General features: G+C 58.6%; 18 protein-coding genes. 7 read left to right on the forward strand and 11 right to left on the reverse strand.

What is annotated here, in order from left to right:
* Nucleotides 1-9: 9 nt before the first annotated feature.
* From CFI10_RS16395 to glyA, 9 genes are all read right to left on the reverse strand, one after another.
* Nucleotides 10-483, reverse strand: a complete 474-nt coding sequence (locus tag CFI10_RS16395) for a phosphatidylglycerophosphatase A family protein (RefSeq protein ID WP_206836512.1) — start codon at nucleotides 481-483, stop codon at nucleotides 10-12.
* Nucleotides 476-1453 (reverse strand): thiamine-phosphate kinase, encoded by a 978-nt coding sequence (thiL, locus tag CFI10_RS16400; protein ID WP_242530027.1) that lies wholly within the window; start codon nucleotides 1451-1453, stop codon nucleotides 476-478. The genes CFI10_RS16395 and thiL overlap by 8 nt, the downstream gene beginning before the upstream one ends.
* A gap of 16 nt (nucleotides 1454-1469) precedes the next feature.
* Nucleotides 1470-1946: a transcription antitermination factor NusB gene (gene nusB, locus CFI10_RS16405; RefSeq protein WP_091826819.1), complete on the reverse strand. Its 477-nt coding sequence runs from the start codon at nucleotides 1944-1946 to the stop codon at nucleotides 1470-1472.
* Nucleotides 1947-1948: 2 nt separating this feature from the next.
* Nucleotides 1949-2422 carry a 6,7-dimethyl-8-ribityllumazine synthase gene (gene ribH / locus CFI10_RS16410; RefSeq protein WP_091826900.1) on the reverse strand — a complete coding sequence of 158 codons (474 nt, stop codon included), beginning with the start codon at nucleotides 2420-2422 and terminating at the stop codon, nucleotides 1949-1951.
* 11 nt (nucleotides 2423-2433) lie between these two features.
* A complete protein-coding gene (ribBA, locus tag CFI10_RS16415; protein WP_206836515.1) occupies nucleotides 2434-3552 on the reverse strand; it encodes a bifunctional 3,4-dihydroxy-2-butanone-4-phosphate synthase/GTP cyclohydrolase II in 1119 nt (372 codons plus the stop codon).
* 17 nt (nucleotides 3553-3569) lie between these two features.
* The gene (locus CFI10_RS16420; RefSeq protein WP_206836517.1) at nucleotides 3570-4238 is read right to left on the reverse strand and encodes a riboflavin synthase; all 669 of its coding nucleotides are present in this window, start codon (nucleotides 4236-4238) and stop codon (nucleotides 3570-3572) included.
* Nucleotides 4238-5383 carry a bifunctional diaminohydroxyphosphoribosylaminopyrimidine deaminase/5-amino-6-(5-phosphoribosylamino)uracil reductase RibD gene (gene ribD / locus CFI10_RS16425; protein WP_206836521.1) on the reverse strand — a complete coding sequence of 382 codons (1146 nt, stop codon included), beginning with the start codon at nucleotides 5381-5383 and terminating at the stop codon, nucleotides 4238-4240. The genes CFI10_RS16420 and ribD overlap by 1 nt, the downstream gene beginning before the upstream one ends.
* Nucleotides 5376-5837: a transcriptional regulator NrdR gene (gene nrdR / locus CFI10_RS16430; RefSeq protein ID WP_091826815.1), complete on the reverse strand. Its 462-nt coding sequence runs from the start codon at nucleotides 5835-5837 to the stop codon at nucleotides 5376-5378. Before nrdR ends, ribD begins: the two co-directional genes overlap by 8 nt.
* Before the next feature lie 98 nt (nucleotides 5838-5935).
* Entirely contained in the window at nucleotides 5936-7192 is a 1257-nt protein-coding gene (glyA, locus tag CFI10_RS16435) for a serine hydroxymethyltransferase (RefSeq protein WP_206836524.1), read from the reverse strand.
* 242 nt (nucleotides 7193-7434) lie between these two features.
* Here glyA and ettA point away from each other — a divergent pair, with 242 nt between their 5' ends.
* Nucleotides 7435-9093: an energy-dependent translational throttle protein EttA gene (ettA, locus tag CFI10_RS16440; RefSeq protein ID WP_206836528.1), complete on the forward strand. Its 1659-nt coding sequence runs from the start codon at nucleotides 7435-7437 to the stop codon at nucleotides 9091-9093.
* 65 nt (nucleotides 9094-9158) lie between these two features.
* Here the strand turns inward: ettA and CFI10_RS16445 are convergent, their stop codons facing one another.
* Nucleotides 9159-10268: a GGDEF domain-containing protein gene (locus CFI10_RS16445; protein WP_242530028.1), complete on the reverse strand. Its 1110-nt coding sequence runs from the start codon at nucleotides 10266-10268 to the stop codon at nucleotides 9159-9161.
* Nucleotides 10269-10428: 160 nt separating this feature from the next.
* On the opposite strand from CFI10_RS16445, the gene CFI10_RS16450 reads away from it, so the two are divergent.
* Complete coding sequence (locus CFI10_RS16450; protein ID WP_206836534.1) at nucleotides 10429-10812, forward strand: PilZ domain-containing protein; 384 nt, start codon at nucleotides 10429-10431, stop codon at nucleotides 10810-10812.
* Here the strand turns inward: CFI10_RS16450 and radA are convergent, their stop codons facing one another.
* Nucleotides 10813-12186, reverse strand: a complete 1374-nt coding sequence (radA, locus tag CFI10_RS16455; protein WP_206836536.1) for a DNA repair protein RadA — start codon at nucleotides 12184-12186, stop codon at nucleotides 10813-10815.
* Between the two features lie 138 nt (nucleotides 12187-12324).
* On the opposite strand from radA, the gene CFI10_RS16460 reads away from it, so the two are divergent.
* The 5 genes from CFI10_RS16460 (at nucleotide 12325) to CFI10_RS16480 (ending at nucleotide 16454) form a co-directional block, all read left to right on the forward strand.
* A complete protein-coding gene (locus CFI10_RS16460; RefSeq protein ID WP_206836538.1) occupies nucleotides 12325-13602 on the forward strand; it encodes an O-acetylhomoserine aminocarboxypropyltransferase/cysteine synthase family protein in 1278 nt (425 codons plus the stop codon).
* 58 nt (nucleotides 13603-13660) lie between these two features.
* Nucleotides 13661-14203, forward strand: a complete 543-nt coding sequence (locus tag CFI10_RS16465; protein ID WP_206836542.1) for a glutathione peroxidase — start codon at nucleotides 13661-13663, stop codon at nucleotides 14201-14203.
* A gap of 98 nt (nucleotides 14204-14301) precedes the next feature.
* Nucleotides 14302-14535, forward strand: coding sequence for a type II toxin-antitoxin system Phd/YefM family antitoxin (locus CFI10_RS16470; RefSeq protein WP_206836545.1), 234 nt, complete (start codon nucleotides 14302-14304; stop codon nucleotides 14533-14535).
* Entirely contained in the window at nucleotides 14517-14933 is a 417-nt protein-coding gene (locus CFI10_RS16475; protein WP_242530029.1) for a type II toxin-antitoxin system VapC family toxin, read from the forward strand. The genes CFI10_RS16470 and CFI10_RS16475 overlap by 19 nt, the downstream gene beginning before the upstream one ends.
* 75 nt (nucleotides 14934-15008) lie before the next feature.
* Nucleotides 15009-16454 carry a DUF3375 domain-containing protein gene (locus CFI10_RS16480; RefSeq protein ID WP_206836547.1) on the forward strand — a complete coding sequence of 482 codons (1446 nt, stop codon included), beginning with the start codon at nucleotides 15009-15011 and terminating at the stop codon, nucleotides 16452-16454.
* The last annotated feature ends 8 nt before the right edge of the window (nucleotides 16455-16462 follow it).

The raw sequence follows: 16462 nt of genomic DNA on the forward strand, positions 1-16462 counted from the left end.
GCTGTCGGCTCAAAACAGCCAGATCAGCCCGTGCAGTACTGCGGCGGCCATAACGCCCGCAAGCACATCATCCAGCATGATACCCAGCCCGCCGTGTACCCGCTTGTCCACAGGGCCAATGGGCCAGGGTTTGAGAATATCGAACAGACGGAACAGGATAAAACCCGCCAGCGCCCAGACCCAGTCCACCGGTACCGCGATCATGGTGATCCAATAGCCGACAAACTCATCCCAGACAATGCCGCCGTGGTCATGAACACCCAAATCCCGGGATGTACGCCCACACAACCAGATCCCGATCATAAAGGCGAGCAATACCAGCAGCAGATACATCGCCAGTGGTGTCTGTGCCAGCAGATACCAAAGCGGTACCGCCGCCAGAGTCCCTGCCGTACCCGGCGCCTTCGGCGAGGCACCGCTGCCCAGACCAAAGGCCAGAAAATGGACCGGATTGCGCCACACCGAGGCGGGGGCTTTATTCATCTTCACTCCTGAAATGATCCCAACTGCCAGGCAATTCACCCAGCACCGCTGTCCCCGCTTGCAGAACCTGAAGCCCGATGTCGGCGGTTATTTCACCGACATCGGTCAGGCGAATGCCGAGCGCTTGTGCCGTTTCCAGACAGGCCGACAGCTGTGCGACAGGTACTGTCAAACACAGCTCAAAGTCTTCGCCACCAGCCAGCGCCCAGTCTTGCGCCTGCTGTGGATAAAGCTGCTGCAGGGCGAATGAGACAGGTAATTGATCCACCTGCAGCCGCGCTCCCACTCCGGAGGCTGCGAGGATATGGCCCAGATCACCCAGCAGGCCATCCGAGATATCAATCGCCGCATGTACATGTTCACGCAGACTTTGAGCCAGCTCAAGCCTCGGTTCCGGGCGGTAAAAGCGCTGCCTCAACTGTTCAACCGCTTCTGGCTCTGCACTCACGGGCAGCGGCTGCAGCAGCGTTTCCAGACCGCCACGGCTGTCCCCAAGGGAGCCAGTCACCAGAATACGATCTCCGGGAACTGCACCACTGCGAAGCCACGCCTGGCCATTCGGCACCAACCCATGCACCTGTGCACTGAGGACGCAGACCGGGCCACGGGTGGTATCCCCTCCCACCAAGGCAATACCCAGCTCACTGCAACGTTGAGACAGTGTGCGCGAGAAGGCCAGCAGCCAGGTTTCATCCGCCTGCGGCAATGTTACAGCCAGCGTAAGCCAGGCGGGGGCTGCGGCCATGGCCGCCAGATCACTGACCGCGGCTCCCACAAGTCGCTCGGCCAGTTGTGCGGGCGAGGTACCGGGCAAAAAGTGCACGCCCTCCACCAGGGTATCGATCGACACCACCAACTGCTGACCTGGAGGCACCTCCAGTACAGCGCAGTCATCACCAATGCCGTTGATGACACCGGCACCGGTTTGCTCCTGCATAAAGCAGCGTCGGATCAGCTCGAACTCACCCACGCGAATCTGTCATCGTTCAGTCGGCAGCACGCCGAGCACGAATTTCAGCCGCACGCACGCGCTGGGCCAGCTTGTCGAGAATGCCGTTAACATACTTGTGGCTTTCTGTGGCACCGAATATTTTGGCCAGATCAACACTTTCGTTGATCGCCACACGATAGGGCACCTGCAAACGGTGAATCAGCTCGTAGGCTCCTATGCGCAGCACGCTCAGCTCCACCGGGTCCAGATCGGTCAGCGGTCGGTCCAGAAACGGACGATAGGCCTCATCCAGATCCTTGCTGCCTGCCGTAACCCCGCGCAGCAGCTCGGAGAACAGCTGTACATCGGTGGTGCTCATGTCGTTATCGACCCGAAACTGCGCCTCGATCTCATTAGCACTCTGACCTGCCACAGACCACTGGTACAGTGCCTGCAGCGCAAAGCTGCGGGCACTGCGGCGCATTTCGGTCAAATTGGGCTTGCCTTTTTTACGCGGCGTGGACTCGCTCATGCTCAAACCTCAAGCTGACGCATCAGGCTGACCATTTCCAGCGCTGACAATGCGGCTTCCGCCCCCTTGTTACCGGCCTTGGTACCGGAACGCTCAATCGCCTGTTCAATGGAATTCACAGTCAGGATGCCATTGGCCACGGGGATATCGTAGTCCATGGACACCTGCGCCACGCCCTTGGAGCTTTCGGACGAAACATATTCAAAATGTGGTGTACCGCCACGGATTACGGCGCCCAACGCGATAATGGCGTCATCCTGCTTCTGTTGTGCCACTCGCTTGACCGCCAGCGGAATCTCGAATGCACCTGGCACGCGGATGACACGAATATTCTCTTCAGATACGCCGTGGCGCACCAGCGCATCGATGGCGCCGTCCAACAGGCTTTCAACCACAAACGCGTTGAAGCGACCCACCACAATGGCATATTTGCCGTCGGCGCTCACGAAGTCGCCTTCAAATACTTGTACTGTCATAGACTTGTCCATCAATCCTCGTAGGGGATGTACTCTTCGATTTCCAGATCAAAACCGGAGATCGCGTTGAATTTCATTGGCGAGCTGAGCAGGCGCATTTTATGCACCCCCAGATCCCGCAGAACCTGTGAGCCGGTACCTACGGTCATGTAGGCACCGGATGCACTGACGTTCACCTTGGAACGGGTACGGTCAGCATTGAGCAGACTTTCGATCGCCTCGCCCAGATCGACACGAGTGCCCTTATCGATCAACAGCACCACACCCTTGCCTTCGTTGGCCACACGCTCCAGCGCACGGCGCATGGTCCATTTCACTTCCGGGCCGCGGCGTACGCCGACCACATCACGCAACACTTCAGTACGGACATGGACGCGCACCAGCGTGGGTTCGTTCGGGTCGATATCACCCTTCACCAGCGCAAGATGGGTGCAGTTCTGAATTTCGTCACGATAGCTGACATAACGAAACTCGCCAAACTCGGTCGGCAATACACCCTCGCCCACACGCTCAACTGTATGCTCATTGCGGGTACGGTAGTGGATCAAATCCGCAATGGTGCCGATCTTGATGCCGTGCTTGGCAGCAAACTTTTCCAGATCAGGACGGCGTGCCATGCTGCCGTCTTCATTGATGATCTCAACAATAACCGACGCCGGCGCAAATCCGGCCAAACGCGCCATGTCGCAACCAGCTTCCGTATGACCGGCCCGGCTGAGCACGCCACCGGGTTGAGCCATCAACGGGAAAATATGCCCCGGCTGAACGATATCCTCCGGCTGAGCATCACTCTTCACAGCCGCGTGTACGGTGACCGCACGATCAGCGGCCGAGATACCGGTGGTAACGCCCTTGGCGGCTTCGATCGACAGGGTAAAATTGGTCGAGAAAGCGGCGCCATTGTTTTGCACCATCAGCGGCAACTTGAGCTGCTCGCAGCGCTCACGGGTCAGTGTCAGGCAGACAAGACCGCGGGCATGGGTGATCATGAAATTGATGTCTTCGGGACGCACGCACTGGGCGGCAATCACCAGGTCTCCTTCATTTTCACGATCTTCGTCATCCATCAGGATAACCATCCTGCCCTGACGGATATCTTCGATCAGTTCTTCAGTTGTATTCAGCTGCATAGTTCTCTCCCGCCGCATCAGCGACGCATGAATCCGTGTTGGGCCAGCATCGCCAGTGTCAGGCCGCCTGCTGTCTCGTCCTCGGCCTGTGGAGCCGCGGCTCCGATCAGGCGTTCAAGATAGCGGGCAATGATATCCACCTCCAGGTGGACCCGACGACCGGCGCTGTAGCGGTCGATAATCGTTTCCTGTGCCGTGTGCGGCACGATATTGAGCCAGAAGCAGTCGCCATCGAGGCTGTTGACGGTCAGACTAACCCCATCCACTGTGATCGAGCCCTTGGCTGCAACATAACGCTGAATGGATACCGGCATACGAATTTTCAGTTGCACCGAGCGGGCATCATCCGCCCGCTCGACCACGGTACCCACCGCATCCACATGACCGGTGACAATATGCCCGCCCAATCGGCTGTCCGGACGCAACGCCTTTTCCAGGTTGACCACCTCACCTGGCTCCAGCTCCTCAAAGCGGGAATGAGCAAGGGTTTCCAGCGACACATCGGCAATAAAGCCATCGCCCGGCAGTTCCACGGCGGTCAGGCAGACGCCATTGGTAGCGATGCTGTCACCCAGTTTCACATCGGACAGATCAAGGCCACCGGTGCGCACATATAGCCGCATGTCGCCACCGATCATGCGTTTGTCGGCAATTTCACCGATCGCTTCGATGATTCCGGTAAACATCAGTTAATTTCTCCGTCGCAGCTCAGGGTCAGACGCAGGTCTTCACCCAGCATACGACTGTCGGTCAGTTTAAGCCGTTGCTGCTGTGCCATGCGCTCCAATGGCAACTCCAGTAACGGACGCGCCGAACTGCCCAGCAGCGTAGTGGCCATATACAGTACCAGTTCGTCCACCAGACCCGCCTGCAGCGCTGCACCGGCGAGGGTCGCACCACATTCCAGCAACAGCTCGTTGCACTGGTACTCTTCAGCCAACAGCACCAGCAGCGCACCCAGATCAACTCGCCCCTCGGTGCCTGGCAGGCTCAGTATACGCGCCCCGGACTGTATCAGAGCCGCGGCGCGAGGATGATCCTGCGACAGTGCGGTGGCAATCAAAATCTCGCCGGGCAGGCTCAGAAGTTTCGCTCCTGCCGGCAGACGCAGCTGGCTGTCCAGTACCACTCGCAACGGCTGACGGATTGCCGCCTGCTCTGCCAGCTCGGGCGACAGCCCCAGCTCGCCGGCACGGACCGTCAGTGAGGCGTTATCATGCAAGACGGTTTCAACGCCGGTGACAACGGCGGAGCTGCGTGCGCGCAGTCGCTGCACATCAGCACGAGCGGCTGCGCCTGTGATCCATTGTGACTCGCCGCTGCGCATGGCCGTACGTCCATCCAGACTAGCCGCCAGTTTCAATCGAACAAAGGGACGCCCCCGCTCCATCCGGCTAATAAAGCCGGGGTTGAGCCTGCGTGCCTCTACCTCCAGCAGCCCCGAGGCCGTGGTGATCCCTGCGGCGGCAATACGCGCCAGCCCCTGCCCGGCCACCAGTGGATTGGGGTCCTGCATGGCCGCGACAACCCGGGCCACACCTGCCTTGACCAGCGCATCCGCACAGGGCGGCGTACGGCCATGATGACTGCAGGGCTCCAGTGTGACATAGGCGGTAGTACCCACAGCCTGCTCACCGGCCATACGCAGGGCGTGAACTTCGGCATGGGGTTCGCCTGCCTTCAGGTGAGCGCCTTCACCGACCACAACACCATCACGCACCAGCACACAGCCGACCCGAGGGTTGGGGTCGGTGGTGTACAGCCCCTGCTCGGCCAGTTGCAGCGCATGCGCCATGTAACGATGATCGTCGCCGCTGAAGTGATCAGTCATGCTCCGCTCCGGACAGGCGCTCGATCTCTTCACGGAATTCGTTGATATCCTGGAAGCTGCGATAGACCGAAGCAAAGCGCACATAGGCGACCTGATCCAGCTTGCGCAGCTCAGCCATGACCGCCTCACCCACTTCCCGCGAGGGTAACTCACGTTCACCCGTGGCACGCAGGCGTTGTTTGATGCGGGTGATGCAGGCTTCGATCTCTTCGATGCTGACTGGACGCTTTTCCAGCGCCCGCTGGATACCGGCGCGCAGTTTTTCTTCGTCAAAGGGCTGGCGCGAGCCATCGGTCTTGATGACACGAGGCATCAGCAGCTCGGCGGTCTCGTAGGTGGTAAAACGCTCATGGCAGCTGATGCATTCGCGCCGCCGTCGGATCTGCTGTCCCTCGGCCACCAGCCGGGAGTCGACAACTTTGGTTTCATGGGTGCCACAAAACGGACAGTGCATGGGTTGCCTCAGCGAAAGAGCGTTTCCCCGAAGGGTCAAGGAGGGGACAGGCCCCAAACAAAAAGGGCGGCCGCAGCCGCCCCTGCTATTCTACCGGCTTACTTGTAAACCGGGAAGCGGGCACAGATTTCCTGTACCTGGTCCTTCACGCGCGCAATGGTATCGTCGTTACTGATGTCGTCGAGGACATCGCAGATCCAGTTCGCCAGCTGCGCCACTTCCTCTTCCTTGAAGCCACGACGGGTCACCGCAGGAGTACCGATACGCAGGCCAGAAGTCACGAACGGCGAACGCGGATCATTCGGAACGGAGTTCTTGTTCACGGTAATGTTGGCACGACCCAGCGCCGCGTCTGCATCCTTACCGGTGATATCCTTGTTGATCAGATCCACCAGGAACAGGTGATCTTCAGTACCGCCGGACACGATGTTGATGCCACGATCCAGGAACACCTTGGCCATGGCCTGAGCATTCTTGACGACCTGAGCCTGATAGGCTTTCCACTCCGGCTCCATCGCTTCCTTGAAGCACACGGCTTTAGCAGCGATGACATGCATCAGCGGGCCGCCCTGGGATTCCGGGAACACCGCGAAGTTCAGCTTTTTCTGCAGATCTTCGTCAGCGTTGGCGGACAGGATCAGGCCGCCACGCGGGCCGCCCAGGGTCTTGTGAGTGGTGGTGGTAACGACATCTGCGAAGGGCAGCGGCGTCGGGTATACGCCGGCAGCCACGAGGCCTGCGATGTGGGCCATATCGACGAACAGGTAAGCGCCAACTTTGTCAGCGATCTCGCGGAAACGTGCCCAGTCCACGATCTGTGAGTAGGCAGAGAAGCCGGCCACGATCATCTTCGGCTTGTTCTCAACCGCCAGACGCTCGACTTCATCGTAATCGATGGCGCCGGTTTCGGTGTTCAGACCATACTGAACCGCCTTGTAGATGCGGCCAGAGAAGGAAACGGCAGCACCGTGGGTCAGGTGACCACCATGGGCCAGACTCATGCCCAGCACGGTATCGCCCGGCTGGCACAACGCCATGTACACGGCAGCATTGGCCTGGGAGCCGGAGTGCGGCTGGACGTTGGCGTAGGTAGCGCCAAACAGCTCCTTGGCACGTTCGATCGCCAATTCTTCAACCACGTCGACGTATTCGCAACCGCCGTAGTAACGCTTGTGGGGGTAGCCTTCAGCATACTTGTTGGTCAGGACCGAGCCCTGAGCTTCCATCACACGCGGGCTGGTGTAGTTCTCGGAAGCGATCAGTTCGATGTGCTCTTCCTGACGCGTCGCTTCGGACTGCATCGCAGCGAACAGATCCGGATCAAAACTGGCGATAGACATATCTTTGCTAAACATTGCTGTCCCCTGAAATGGCAAAAGTAGCGGCAAAGTCGGCGCAGGTAGTGATGGACTGACCTGTAGCTGCCTCGAAAAAGATGCGCATTATAGTCTAAAAATCATACGGAAGGCACATGAAAAGGGGTCAGTCCATAACGCAAAAGTTTCATTCAGCTCATCTCGCCCTGCAGCAAATGGCATTCGCTTTCGGCCACAGGTAGAATCTGGCTGTTTTTTAACCCCAATCGACAGGCATATTGATGGCTCAGTACGTATTTACGATGAACCGAGTGGGCAAAGTGGTACCGCCCAAGCGTGAAATCCTCAAGGATATCTCTCTGTCCTTCTTCCCCGGCGCCAAGATCGGTGTGCTTGGCCTGAACGGTGCCGGTAAATCCACCCTGCTGCGGATCATGGCGGGTGTCGACAAGGACTACACCGGCGAAGCGCGCCCCATGCCCAACATGAAAGTGGGCTACCTGCCGCAGGAGCCGGAGCTGGACGACAGCAAGACCGTGCGCGAAGTGATCGAAGAGGCCGTGTCAGACGTGAAGAACGCACTGGCCGATCTGGATCAGGTATACGCCGCCTATGCCGATCCGGATGCGGACTTTGACGCGCTGGCCAAGAAGCAGGCCGAGCTGGAAAATCTGATCACCGCAAAGGACGGTCACAACCTGGACCAGGCACTGGAGCGCGCCGCCGATGCCATGCGCCTGCCCCCCTGGGATGCGAAAGTTGAGCACCTGTCCGGCGGTGAGCGCCGCCGTGTGGCCCTGTGCCGCCTGCTGCTGGATCATCCGGACATGCTGCTGCTGGACGAGCCGACCAACCACCTGGATGCCGAGTCGATCGCCTGGATCGAACGCTTCCTGCAGGAATACACCGGTACTGTAGTAGCAATCACCCATGACCGTTACTTCCTCGACAACGCCGCCGGCTGGATTCTGGAATTGGACCGCGGCCACGGCATCCCTTGGGAAGGCAACTACTCCAGCTGGCTGGAGCAGAAAGAAGCCCGTTTGGAGCAGGAATCCAAGTCCGAGGCCTCTCACCGCAAGGCGATGAAAGCCGAGCTGGAGTGGGTGCGTCAGGGGGCAAAAGGCCGCCAGACCAAGTCCAAGGCGCGCCTGAAAGCGTTCGAGGAGATGAACTCACGCGAGTTCCAGCAGCGCAACGAAACCCAGGAGATCTACATTCCGCCCGGGCCGCGCCTCGGTGACAAGGTGATCGAGCTGCACAACGTCACCAAGTCCTACGGCGACAAGCTGCTGTTCGAGAACCTGAACCTGGCCATCCCGCCGGGTGCCATCGTCGGTATCATCGGCCCCAACGGAGCCGGTAAGTCCACTCTGTTCCGCATGCTGACCGGGGAAGAACAGCCGGATTCCGGCGAGATCGAGATCGGCTCCACCGTGCAGCTGTCCTGTGTCAATCAGTCCCGTGAGCTGAACGGCAACAACACCGTGTTCCAGGAAATTTCCGACGGTCAGGACATCATCACCGTAGGCAACTACCAGACCCCGGCACGTGCCTACTGTGGACGCTTCAACTTCAAGGGATCTGACCAGCAGAAGTTCGTCAAGGATCTGTCCGGCGGTGAGCGTAACCGTCTGCACATGGCGAAGCTGTTGAAGGAAGGCGGCAACGTACTGCTGCTGGACGAACCGACCAACGATCTGGACATCGAAACCCTGCGTGCACTGGAAGAAGCCCTGCTGGCCTTCCCGGGCTGCGCCGTGGTGATTTCGCATGACCGCTGGTTCCTCGACCGTATCTGTACGCACATCATCGCCTATGAGGGTGACTCCAACGTGGAGTTCTTTGAAGGCAACTACAGCGAGTACGCCGAGGACTACAAACGCCGCTTCGGCAAGGACCATCAGCCGGAGCGGATCAAGTACCGCCGCATGAGCTGATTCAGGCCTGAGCAGAAAAAAGGGCCGCCGGCAGGATCTCTGTCGGCGGCCCTTTTTTGTTGTGTTTATGCGTCCTGCCGGGGTGTTGTCTCATCACCTGCCAGACAGTAACGGTCCCGCCCCGTATCCTTGGCTTTATACAACGCCTCATCAGCCCTCTGCAGTACCGCAGAGCGGTCCTCCCCCGCCAGCAAGGTGGCAATACCAATACTGGTCGTAAAGCTGACCTCTTCACCGGTCGGGACTTTCAACCGAGTCTGGTGACAGGCGTTGCGGATCTGCTCGGCCAGCTCAATCGCCTGTTGTTGATCAGTATCCGGCAACGTCAACAGGAACTCCTCGCCCCCAAAGCGCCCGGCCAGATCCGTCTTGCGCTTGGCATGATCTTTCAGAATACGGGCAAACTGTTTCAGTACGATATCACCGGCTGCATGGCCATGGTTATCGTTGAAACTCTTGAACTTGTCCAGATCGAACAGCAGCACGGTCAACGGCACGTGACTGGCATGCGCCTCTTCGATATCGCCATCAAGCTGATCCATCACCTGGCGCCGATTGGCCAGCCCGGTGAGCGGGTCACGGGTCGCCTGACGGTAGAGAATCAACAGCATGCTGAGCTGATTGACCGATGCCCAGCCCGCAATCAGCCCCAGCACGGCCAACAACCAGAGATCATTCAGCCCCGGCACCAGTCCAAATTTGCCGCTCCATAACTGGGTGACCAGCTCCACCAGCAGCACAAACGTGGCAAACCCGGCCACTTCGAACATGGTCAGCGGGAAAATTGCCAACATGGTGATAATCATGAAGGGGAAAAAGGCATACCCCGCCAGCACCTCTGAAGCAAAGCCTTGCTGTACCAGAACGGCATTGCTCCAAGTCTGGAACACCGTCAGTACCAGTACGAGCAGTAACAGTCGAATCAGTGAGACTTCAAGCCGGTAAGGATGTGAACACCAGAGCGCCAACAACAGACAACACCCACTGGCGGCGATACGTCCGTAGGCAATGGTGCTGCTGACCGCTTCCGGCAGCAGCAGCCAGTCGATCAGAATCCAGCCGCTCTGCAACACCATCAGAATCAGGGCAATGAGACGCACGCGGGTGAAGAGATGGTGACTGCGTGTGTGGTTGAAGTAGCGCGAGTGTCGCCCCGCTCTCAGCAGATCATTCATGACTTCGAACATACCTCGCCTCGATTACTGTCTGTTACAGGATACGCCAGACTAGCGGAAGCTGTCACAGGTCATATTGATCTGGGGCAGCCGGGCTCCACAATGTCGGCAGAGTGTAATACCATGCCTGAAGCAACTTCGATCAGCGAGGATTCCGAGCGTGAATACCAACAACGAACGCCGCCGCTTTACCCGCATCCCCTTTGACGCCGAGTGTGAACTGCACAGTGACAAGGGTTCGGCCGTGGTGCAGCTGGTCGACATCTCCCTTCGTGGCGCGCTGGTTGAATCAAACCACCCCCTGCCTGTCGGCATGAATGACCACGTCAAGCTGCATCTGTATCTGGCTAATGACATCCTGATCGAAATTCCGGCCATACTCACCCACTCTCAGCCTCCCCAATACGGTTTCACCGCCGGCGAGATGGAGATCGACAGCATCACCCACCTGCGCCGGCTGGTTGAGTTGAACCTGGGGGACGAAGCACTGCTGGAGCGCGAGCTGGAGCAACTGCTGTCGGATGACGAGAGCGCTCAGGCCTGATCAGATCGCATCCAGCGCTTCCGACAGGGTTTTGACCCCCACCACTTCCATTCCCGCCAGCGGCTCGCGCGGCACGTTCGCCAATGGCACGATTGCTCGCTTGAAACCATGCTTGGCCGCCTCACGAATTCGCTCCTGACCATTGGGCACCGGCCGAATCTCGCCGGACAGCCCCACTTCACCGAACACCATCAACTCCTGTGACAGCGGCCGATCACGGAAACTGGACACAATCGCCAGCAACAGTGCCAGGTCAGCACTGGTCTCCAGCACCTTGACCCCGCCCACCACGTTGACGAACACATCCTGATCCCCGGTCATCAAGCCACCGTGGCGATTCAGCACCGCCAACAGCATCGCCAAACGATTCTGATCCATCCCTACCGCCACGCGACGCGGGTTGGACAGATGCGAAGTGTCCACCAGTGCCTGCAACTCCACCAGCAGCGGCCTTGTACCCTCCCACACCACCATCACTACGCTGCCGGGGCTGGGCTCGCTGCCACGACTGAGAAAAATGGAGCTGGGGTTCTTCACCTCTTTGAGGCCATTTTCCAGCATGGCGAACACGCCCAGCTCGTTGACGGCACCGAAACGGTTCTTGTGACTGCGCAGGGTACGGAAACGGCTGTCGGACGAACCTTCCAGCTGCAGCGAACAATCGATCATATGCTCCAGCACCTTGGGACCAGCCAGCGAACCGTCCTTGGTCACATGCCCGACCAGAAACAGCACGGTGCCGGTTTGCTTGGCATAGCGGGTCAGAAACGCAGCGCTTTCGCGCACCTGTGATACCGAGCCCGGTGCTGACTGCACATCGGTCACATGCATCACCTGAATGGAGTCGATCACCATCACCTTTGGCTGCAATTCATTGGCCAGGTCACAGATGGTTTCCACCGAGGTTTCGGACAGCATCTGCAGCTGGTCCGCTTTCAGCCCCAGTCGGGCAGCGCGCATCGCCACCTGTTGCAACGACTCCTCACCGGTGATGTACAGCGCGGGCATCTGCGCCACCAGATGGCACATGGTCTGCAGCAGCAGGGTACTCTTGCCCGCACCCGGGTGGCCCCCGATCAACACTGCCGAGCCCGGTACCAGCCCACCGCCGAGCACCCGGTCCAGCTCACTGCTGCCACTGGAAAAACGCGGCATCTCTTCCAGCGCCACCTCACTGAGGCTGACCACCTTTTTCTGCTTGCCGGCACCTCCGGCATACCCCTCAAACCGATTGCTGCGGGCACCACCGGCATCCGAACCAAGACGAACTTCAGTGATGGTGTTCCAGGCCCCGCAGGCGTTGCACTGCCCCTGCCACTTGCGGTAGTCGGCGCCGCAATCATTGCAGACAAAGGCGGTTTTGGGTTTGGCCATCGGGGTGTCTCCTGAAGCGTTAGGGTTTACACTGAGCGTCTGTTCACGTGGACTCGATTGTAGCAAGCGGCGGTGTCTCGGGTCAGCCTCGGTCCCCGGACACCACCGCCGGATCAAAACAACAAGGAACCAATCCCAATGAAACTGGAAACACTCGCTCTGCATGCAGGTTATGAGACTGACCCGACCACCAAGTCAGCAGCCGTACCCATCTACCAGACCACTTCCTATGCATTCGATGATGCCCAGCACGGTGCCGACCTGTTCGACCTCAAAGTGCCAGGCAACATCTACACCCGCATCATGAACCCCACCAACGATGTGCTGGAAAAGCGTGTCGCGGCACTGGAAGGCGGAATCGCGGGGCTGGCTGTTGCATCCGGCATGGCGGCCATCACCTACACAGTGCAGACACTGGCCGAAGTGGGTGACAACATCGTATCGACCAGCGAACTGTACGGCGGCACCTACAACCTGTTTGCGCACACACTGCCGCGTCAGGGTATCGAAGTGCGCTTCGTCAACAAGGATGATTTCGCCGGACTGGAAAGCAAGATCGATGCCCGCACCAAGGCGATCTACTGCGAATCGGTCGGCAACCCTTCCGGCGGCATCGCCGACATCGAAAAGATGGCCGAAATCGCTCACCGTCACGGTGTACCGCTGGTGGTGGACAACACCGTCCCCAGCCCGTCACTGTGGCGCCCAATTGAACAGGGTGCCGACATCATCGTGACCGCCGCCACCAAATATATCGGTGGCCACGGTACCACCATCGGCGGCGTGATTGTCGATTCCGGCAAATTCCCCTGGGCCGAGAACCAGGAGCGCTTCCCGCTGCTGAACCAGCCGGATGTGTCCTACCATGGCGTGGTCTACACCGAAGCATTCGGCCCGGCCGCCTTTATCGGCCGCGCCCGTGTGGTGCCGCTGCGTAATATGGGGGCAGCCCTGTCACCGATGAACGCCTTTATGTTGCTGCAGGGTCTGGAAACCCTTTCCCTGCGCATGGAGCGCATCTGTGAGAACACACAGAAGGTGGCCGAATACCTTGAGAACCATCCAGACGTCACTTGGGTGAACTATGCTGGCCTGCCCAGCCACAAGGATTACGCCCTGGCGCAGAAGTACATGGACGGCAAGGCATCCGGTATTCTCAGCTTTGGTCTCAACTCAGGCCGCGAAGGTACGCGCAAGTTCTATGACGCTCTGCAGATCTTCCTGCGCCTGGTGAACATCGGTGACTGCAAGTCGCTGGCCTCCATTCCGGCCGAGACCACACATCGCCAGCTAAATGACGAGGAACTGAAATCCGCCGGCGTTTCACCGGAAATGGTACGCCTGTCAATCGGCATCGAGCACGTTGATGACTTGATCGCCGACCTGGATCAGGCACTGGCTCAAGCCCACAACTGATCTGACACTCTGAACCGTACAGCCGGGGCATGCGTAACAGTCGAAAACGGAGAACAAAATGAAACGTTTACTGACAACCCTGTGTGCCCTGCTGTTCGGACATTCCGCTTCGGCTTCAGAGCCAGACACCGATGCGCTCTATCACCACCAACTTAAACGACTGCATTCAGCCGAAGTAGTCGACCTGCGCGAACGCTTTGCCGGAAAGCCCATGCTGGTGATCAACACCGCCAGCTTCTGCGGCTTTACCGGTCAGTTTGAAGGATTGGAAGCGCTGCATCAGCGCTACAAGGATCAGGGATTGATGGTGGTTGGCTTTCCGTCGGATGATTTCAATCAGGAAGCCAAAAACGAGGAAAAAAGCGCCGAGGTCTGCTTCGTCAACTTCGGCGTGACCTTCGACATGTTCAGCCCGATTCACGTCAAAGGCGACAATGCTCACCCCATCTTTCGCGAGATTGCCCGCCAGAGTGACACCCCGCCGCGCTGGAACTTCTACAAATACGTGATCGACCGTGATGGCAAGGTGACGGCGGCGTTTTCCAGCATGACCTCGCCCGACAGCAGAAAGCTCAGGAAGGCGATTGAGGCTGTGCTGTAAGGCGGGTACCTGCATGCCTATTTCATAAATGACTACTTGATATAGTCATATATTGTTTCTATGCTGCAGCAAGAAACCCATCAGTAACGGTCATCCCTATGCAGCACGAAGCCACCAAGTCCGAGTTCAAGGCCAAGGCACTGGAGTTCTTTCGCCAAGTCGAATCCTCTGGAGAAGTACTGGTCATTACCGACCGCGGTCACCCCACGATAGAAGTGAGACGTTTCCGTTCGGACAAACGCACGCCACTGGAAAAACTGCGCGGCAGTATCGTCGAATATCATGACCCCGAAGAACCGATTGCTGACGACAATTGGGAACTGTTGTCGTGATTGTGCTCGATACCCACGCTTTGATCTGGTGGGTCAGTGGAGATCAGCGGCTGTCAGAAACTGCCAAAACAGCCATCGAGCAAGAATTGAAGTGCAGTGACGGGCTTGTTGTGGTGTCTGCCATCTCGGCGTGGGAAATAGCCATGCTGGTTTCGCTGGATCGTCTGGTACTGACCATGAGTGTGGATGACTGGTTGGCGACGGCGCAAGAGATCGACGGCCTTCGCTTTGAGCCGGTCGATATTGCGGTCAGCATAGAGTCAACGCGTTTGCCGGGAGCATTTCACAAGGATCCGGCCGATCGCATGATTGTGGCCCTGGCACGTCACCTGAATGCTCCACTCGTAACAGCCGATGGCAAGATTCAGGCGTATAAACACGTAGCGACGATTTGGTAGGGCTCCCCCCATGGATCCCGCTGAATAAATTTCCCATAATATCGGCTCTCTGTTTTCAGCAGCACAGGATTCCGTGTGAGCCTCGACTTTGCCACTCTTTCACAACTGCGCAGATCCCATCCCGGCTGGCGGCTGCTGGTGGCCGATCATGCCCCGCTGGTGGTCAGTTTTTTACAGCAGGCGTTTATCAAACCCAATGTGCGTGTGATGGCACAGACGGAGTTGGAATCACGGCTTGAAGACCTGCTGTTCCAGCTGCGTGAGCGCGAAGGCGACAAGCTGTTTCCGCGCAGCGCCCGTGAATATCTGGATGACTGGGCGCAGCACGACAAGGGCTGGCTGCGCAAGTTCTACCCACCGGGGTCCGATGAGGCCCACTTTGACCTGACCCCCGCCACCGAAAAGGCGATCGCCTGGCTGGAATCACTGACCCAACGCGAATTCGTCGGCACCGAATCGCGCCTGTTAACCATATTCGAGCTGCTGCGACAGATGATATCGGGCACCGAGGCCGATCCGGATACCCGCATCCGTGAGCTGCAGGCGCAGCGAGACGAGATCGACCGCGAGATCGAACGAGTGCAGGCCGGTGATTTCAAGCTGTTGGATGACACCGCCCTACGCGACCGCTTCCAGCAGGTCAGCAGTACCGCACGTGAGCTGCTGAGCGATTTCCGCGAAGTGGAGCAGAATTTCCGCCAGCTGGATCTTCAGGTGCGTGAGCAGATCGCCACCTGGGAGGGGCGCAAGGGCGAGCTGCTGTCACGCATTTTTGGCGAACGTGACGCCATCTCCGATTCAGACCAGGGGCGCAGCTTCCGTGCCTTCTGGGACTTCCTCATGTCGCCGGCCAGTCAGGACGAACTGACCGAACTGCTGGAAAAAGTGTTTGAGCTGGAGGCGGTGAGCAGTTTCGAGAAAGACAAGCGACTCAAGCGCATCCATTATGACTGGCTGGATGCCGGCGAGCACACCCAGCGCACCGTGGCACGGCTGTCACAACAACTGAGGCGCTACCTGGACGATCAGGCCTATCTGGAGAACAAGCGCATCATGCAGATGCTGGATGGTATCTCGGCCCGGGCCATGGCGGTGCGCGAGCAGATACCCACAGGGGATTTCTTCAGCATCGAGATGCCAAGCGCCGATATCCAGTTGCCAATGGAGCGTCCGCTGCACAACCTGCCGCTCAAGCCGGTGCTGGATACCGAGATCGAGGTTGCCGACAGTAGCGAGATCAGTACCGATGCACTCTACAACCAGATCAATATCGACAAGCAACGCCTCAAGGCGCAGGTCCGCCAGTGCCTTCAAACCCAGCAACAGGTCAGCCTCACCGATGTGATTGAGCAGCACCCGCTGCAGCACGGTCTGGCCGAGCTGGTAGCCTACCTGTCCATTGCCGGCAGTGACCGTCATGCCCTGTTTGATGACAGCCATCAGGACCAAATCCGTTGGCAGGACGAAGAGGGCTACTGGCGCCAGGCGCAGCTCCCCCGCATCATTTTCATCAGGCCTTGAGTAGATAA

Origin of the sequence: Marinobacterium iners (assembly GCF_017310015.1) — a bacterium.
GTDB classification, from domain to species: Bacteria; Pseudomonadota; Gammaproteobacteria; order Pseudomonadales; family Balneatricaceae; genus Marinobacterium; species Marinobacterium iners.

Coding starts and splice junctions, on each gene's coding strand:
- CFI10_RS16395 (WP_206836512.1), bottom strand. CDS start 483: ATGAATAAAGCCCCCGCCTCGGTGTGGCGCAATCCGGTCCATTTTCTG.
- nusB (WP_091826819.1), bottom strand. CDS start 1,946: ATGAGCGAGTCCACGCCGCGTAAAAAAGGCAAGCCCAATTTGACCGAA.
- ribH (WP_091826900.1), bottom strand. CDS start 2,422: ATGACAGTACAAGTATTTGAAGGCGACTTCGTGAGCGCCGACGGCAAA.
- ribBA (WP_206836515.1), bottom strand. CDS start 3,552: ATGCAGCTGAATACAACTGAAGAACTGATCGAAGATATCCGTCAGGGC.
- CFI10_RS16420 (WP_206836517.1), bottom strand. CDS start 4,238: ATGTTTACCGGAATCATCGAAGCGATCGGTGAAATTGCCGACAAACGC.
- ribD (WP_206836521.1), bottom strand. CDS start 5,383: ATGACTGATCACTTCAGCGGCGACGATCATCGTTACATGGCGCATGCG.
- nrdR (WP_091826815.1), bottom strand. CDS start 5,837: ATGCACTGTCCGTTTTGTGGCACCCATGAAACCAAAGTTGTCGACTCC.
- glyA (WP_206836524.1), bottom strand. CDS start 7,192: ATGTTTAGCAAAGATATGTCTATCGCCAGTTTTGATCCGGATCTGTTC.
- ettA (WP_206836528.1), top strand. CDS start 7,435: ATGGCTCAGTACGTATTTACGATGAACCGAGTGGGCAAAGTGGTACCG.
- CFI10_RS16445 (WP_242530028.1), bottom strand. CDS start 10,268: ATGAATGATCTGCTGAGAGCGGGGCGACACTCGCGCTACTTCAACCAC.
- radA (WP_206836536.1), bottom strand. CDS start 12,186: ATGGCCAAACCCAAAACCGCCTTTGTCTGCAATGATTGCGGCGCCGAC.
- CFI10_RS16460 (WP_206836538.1), top strand. CDS start 12,325: ATGAAACTGGAAACACTCGCTCTGCATGCAGGTTATGAGACTGACCCG.
- CFI10_RS16465 (WP_206836542.1), top strand. CDS start 13,661: ATGAAACGTTTACTGACAACCCTGTGTGCCCTGCTGTTCGGACATTCC.
- CFI10_RS16470 (WP_206836545.1), top strand. CDS start 14,302: ATGCAGCACGAAGCCACCAAGTCCGAGTTCAAGGCCAAGGCACTGGAG.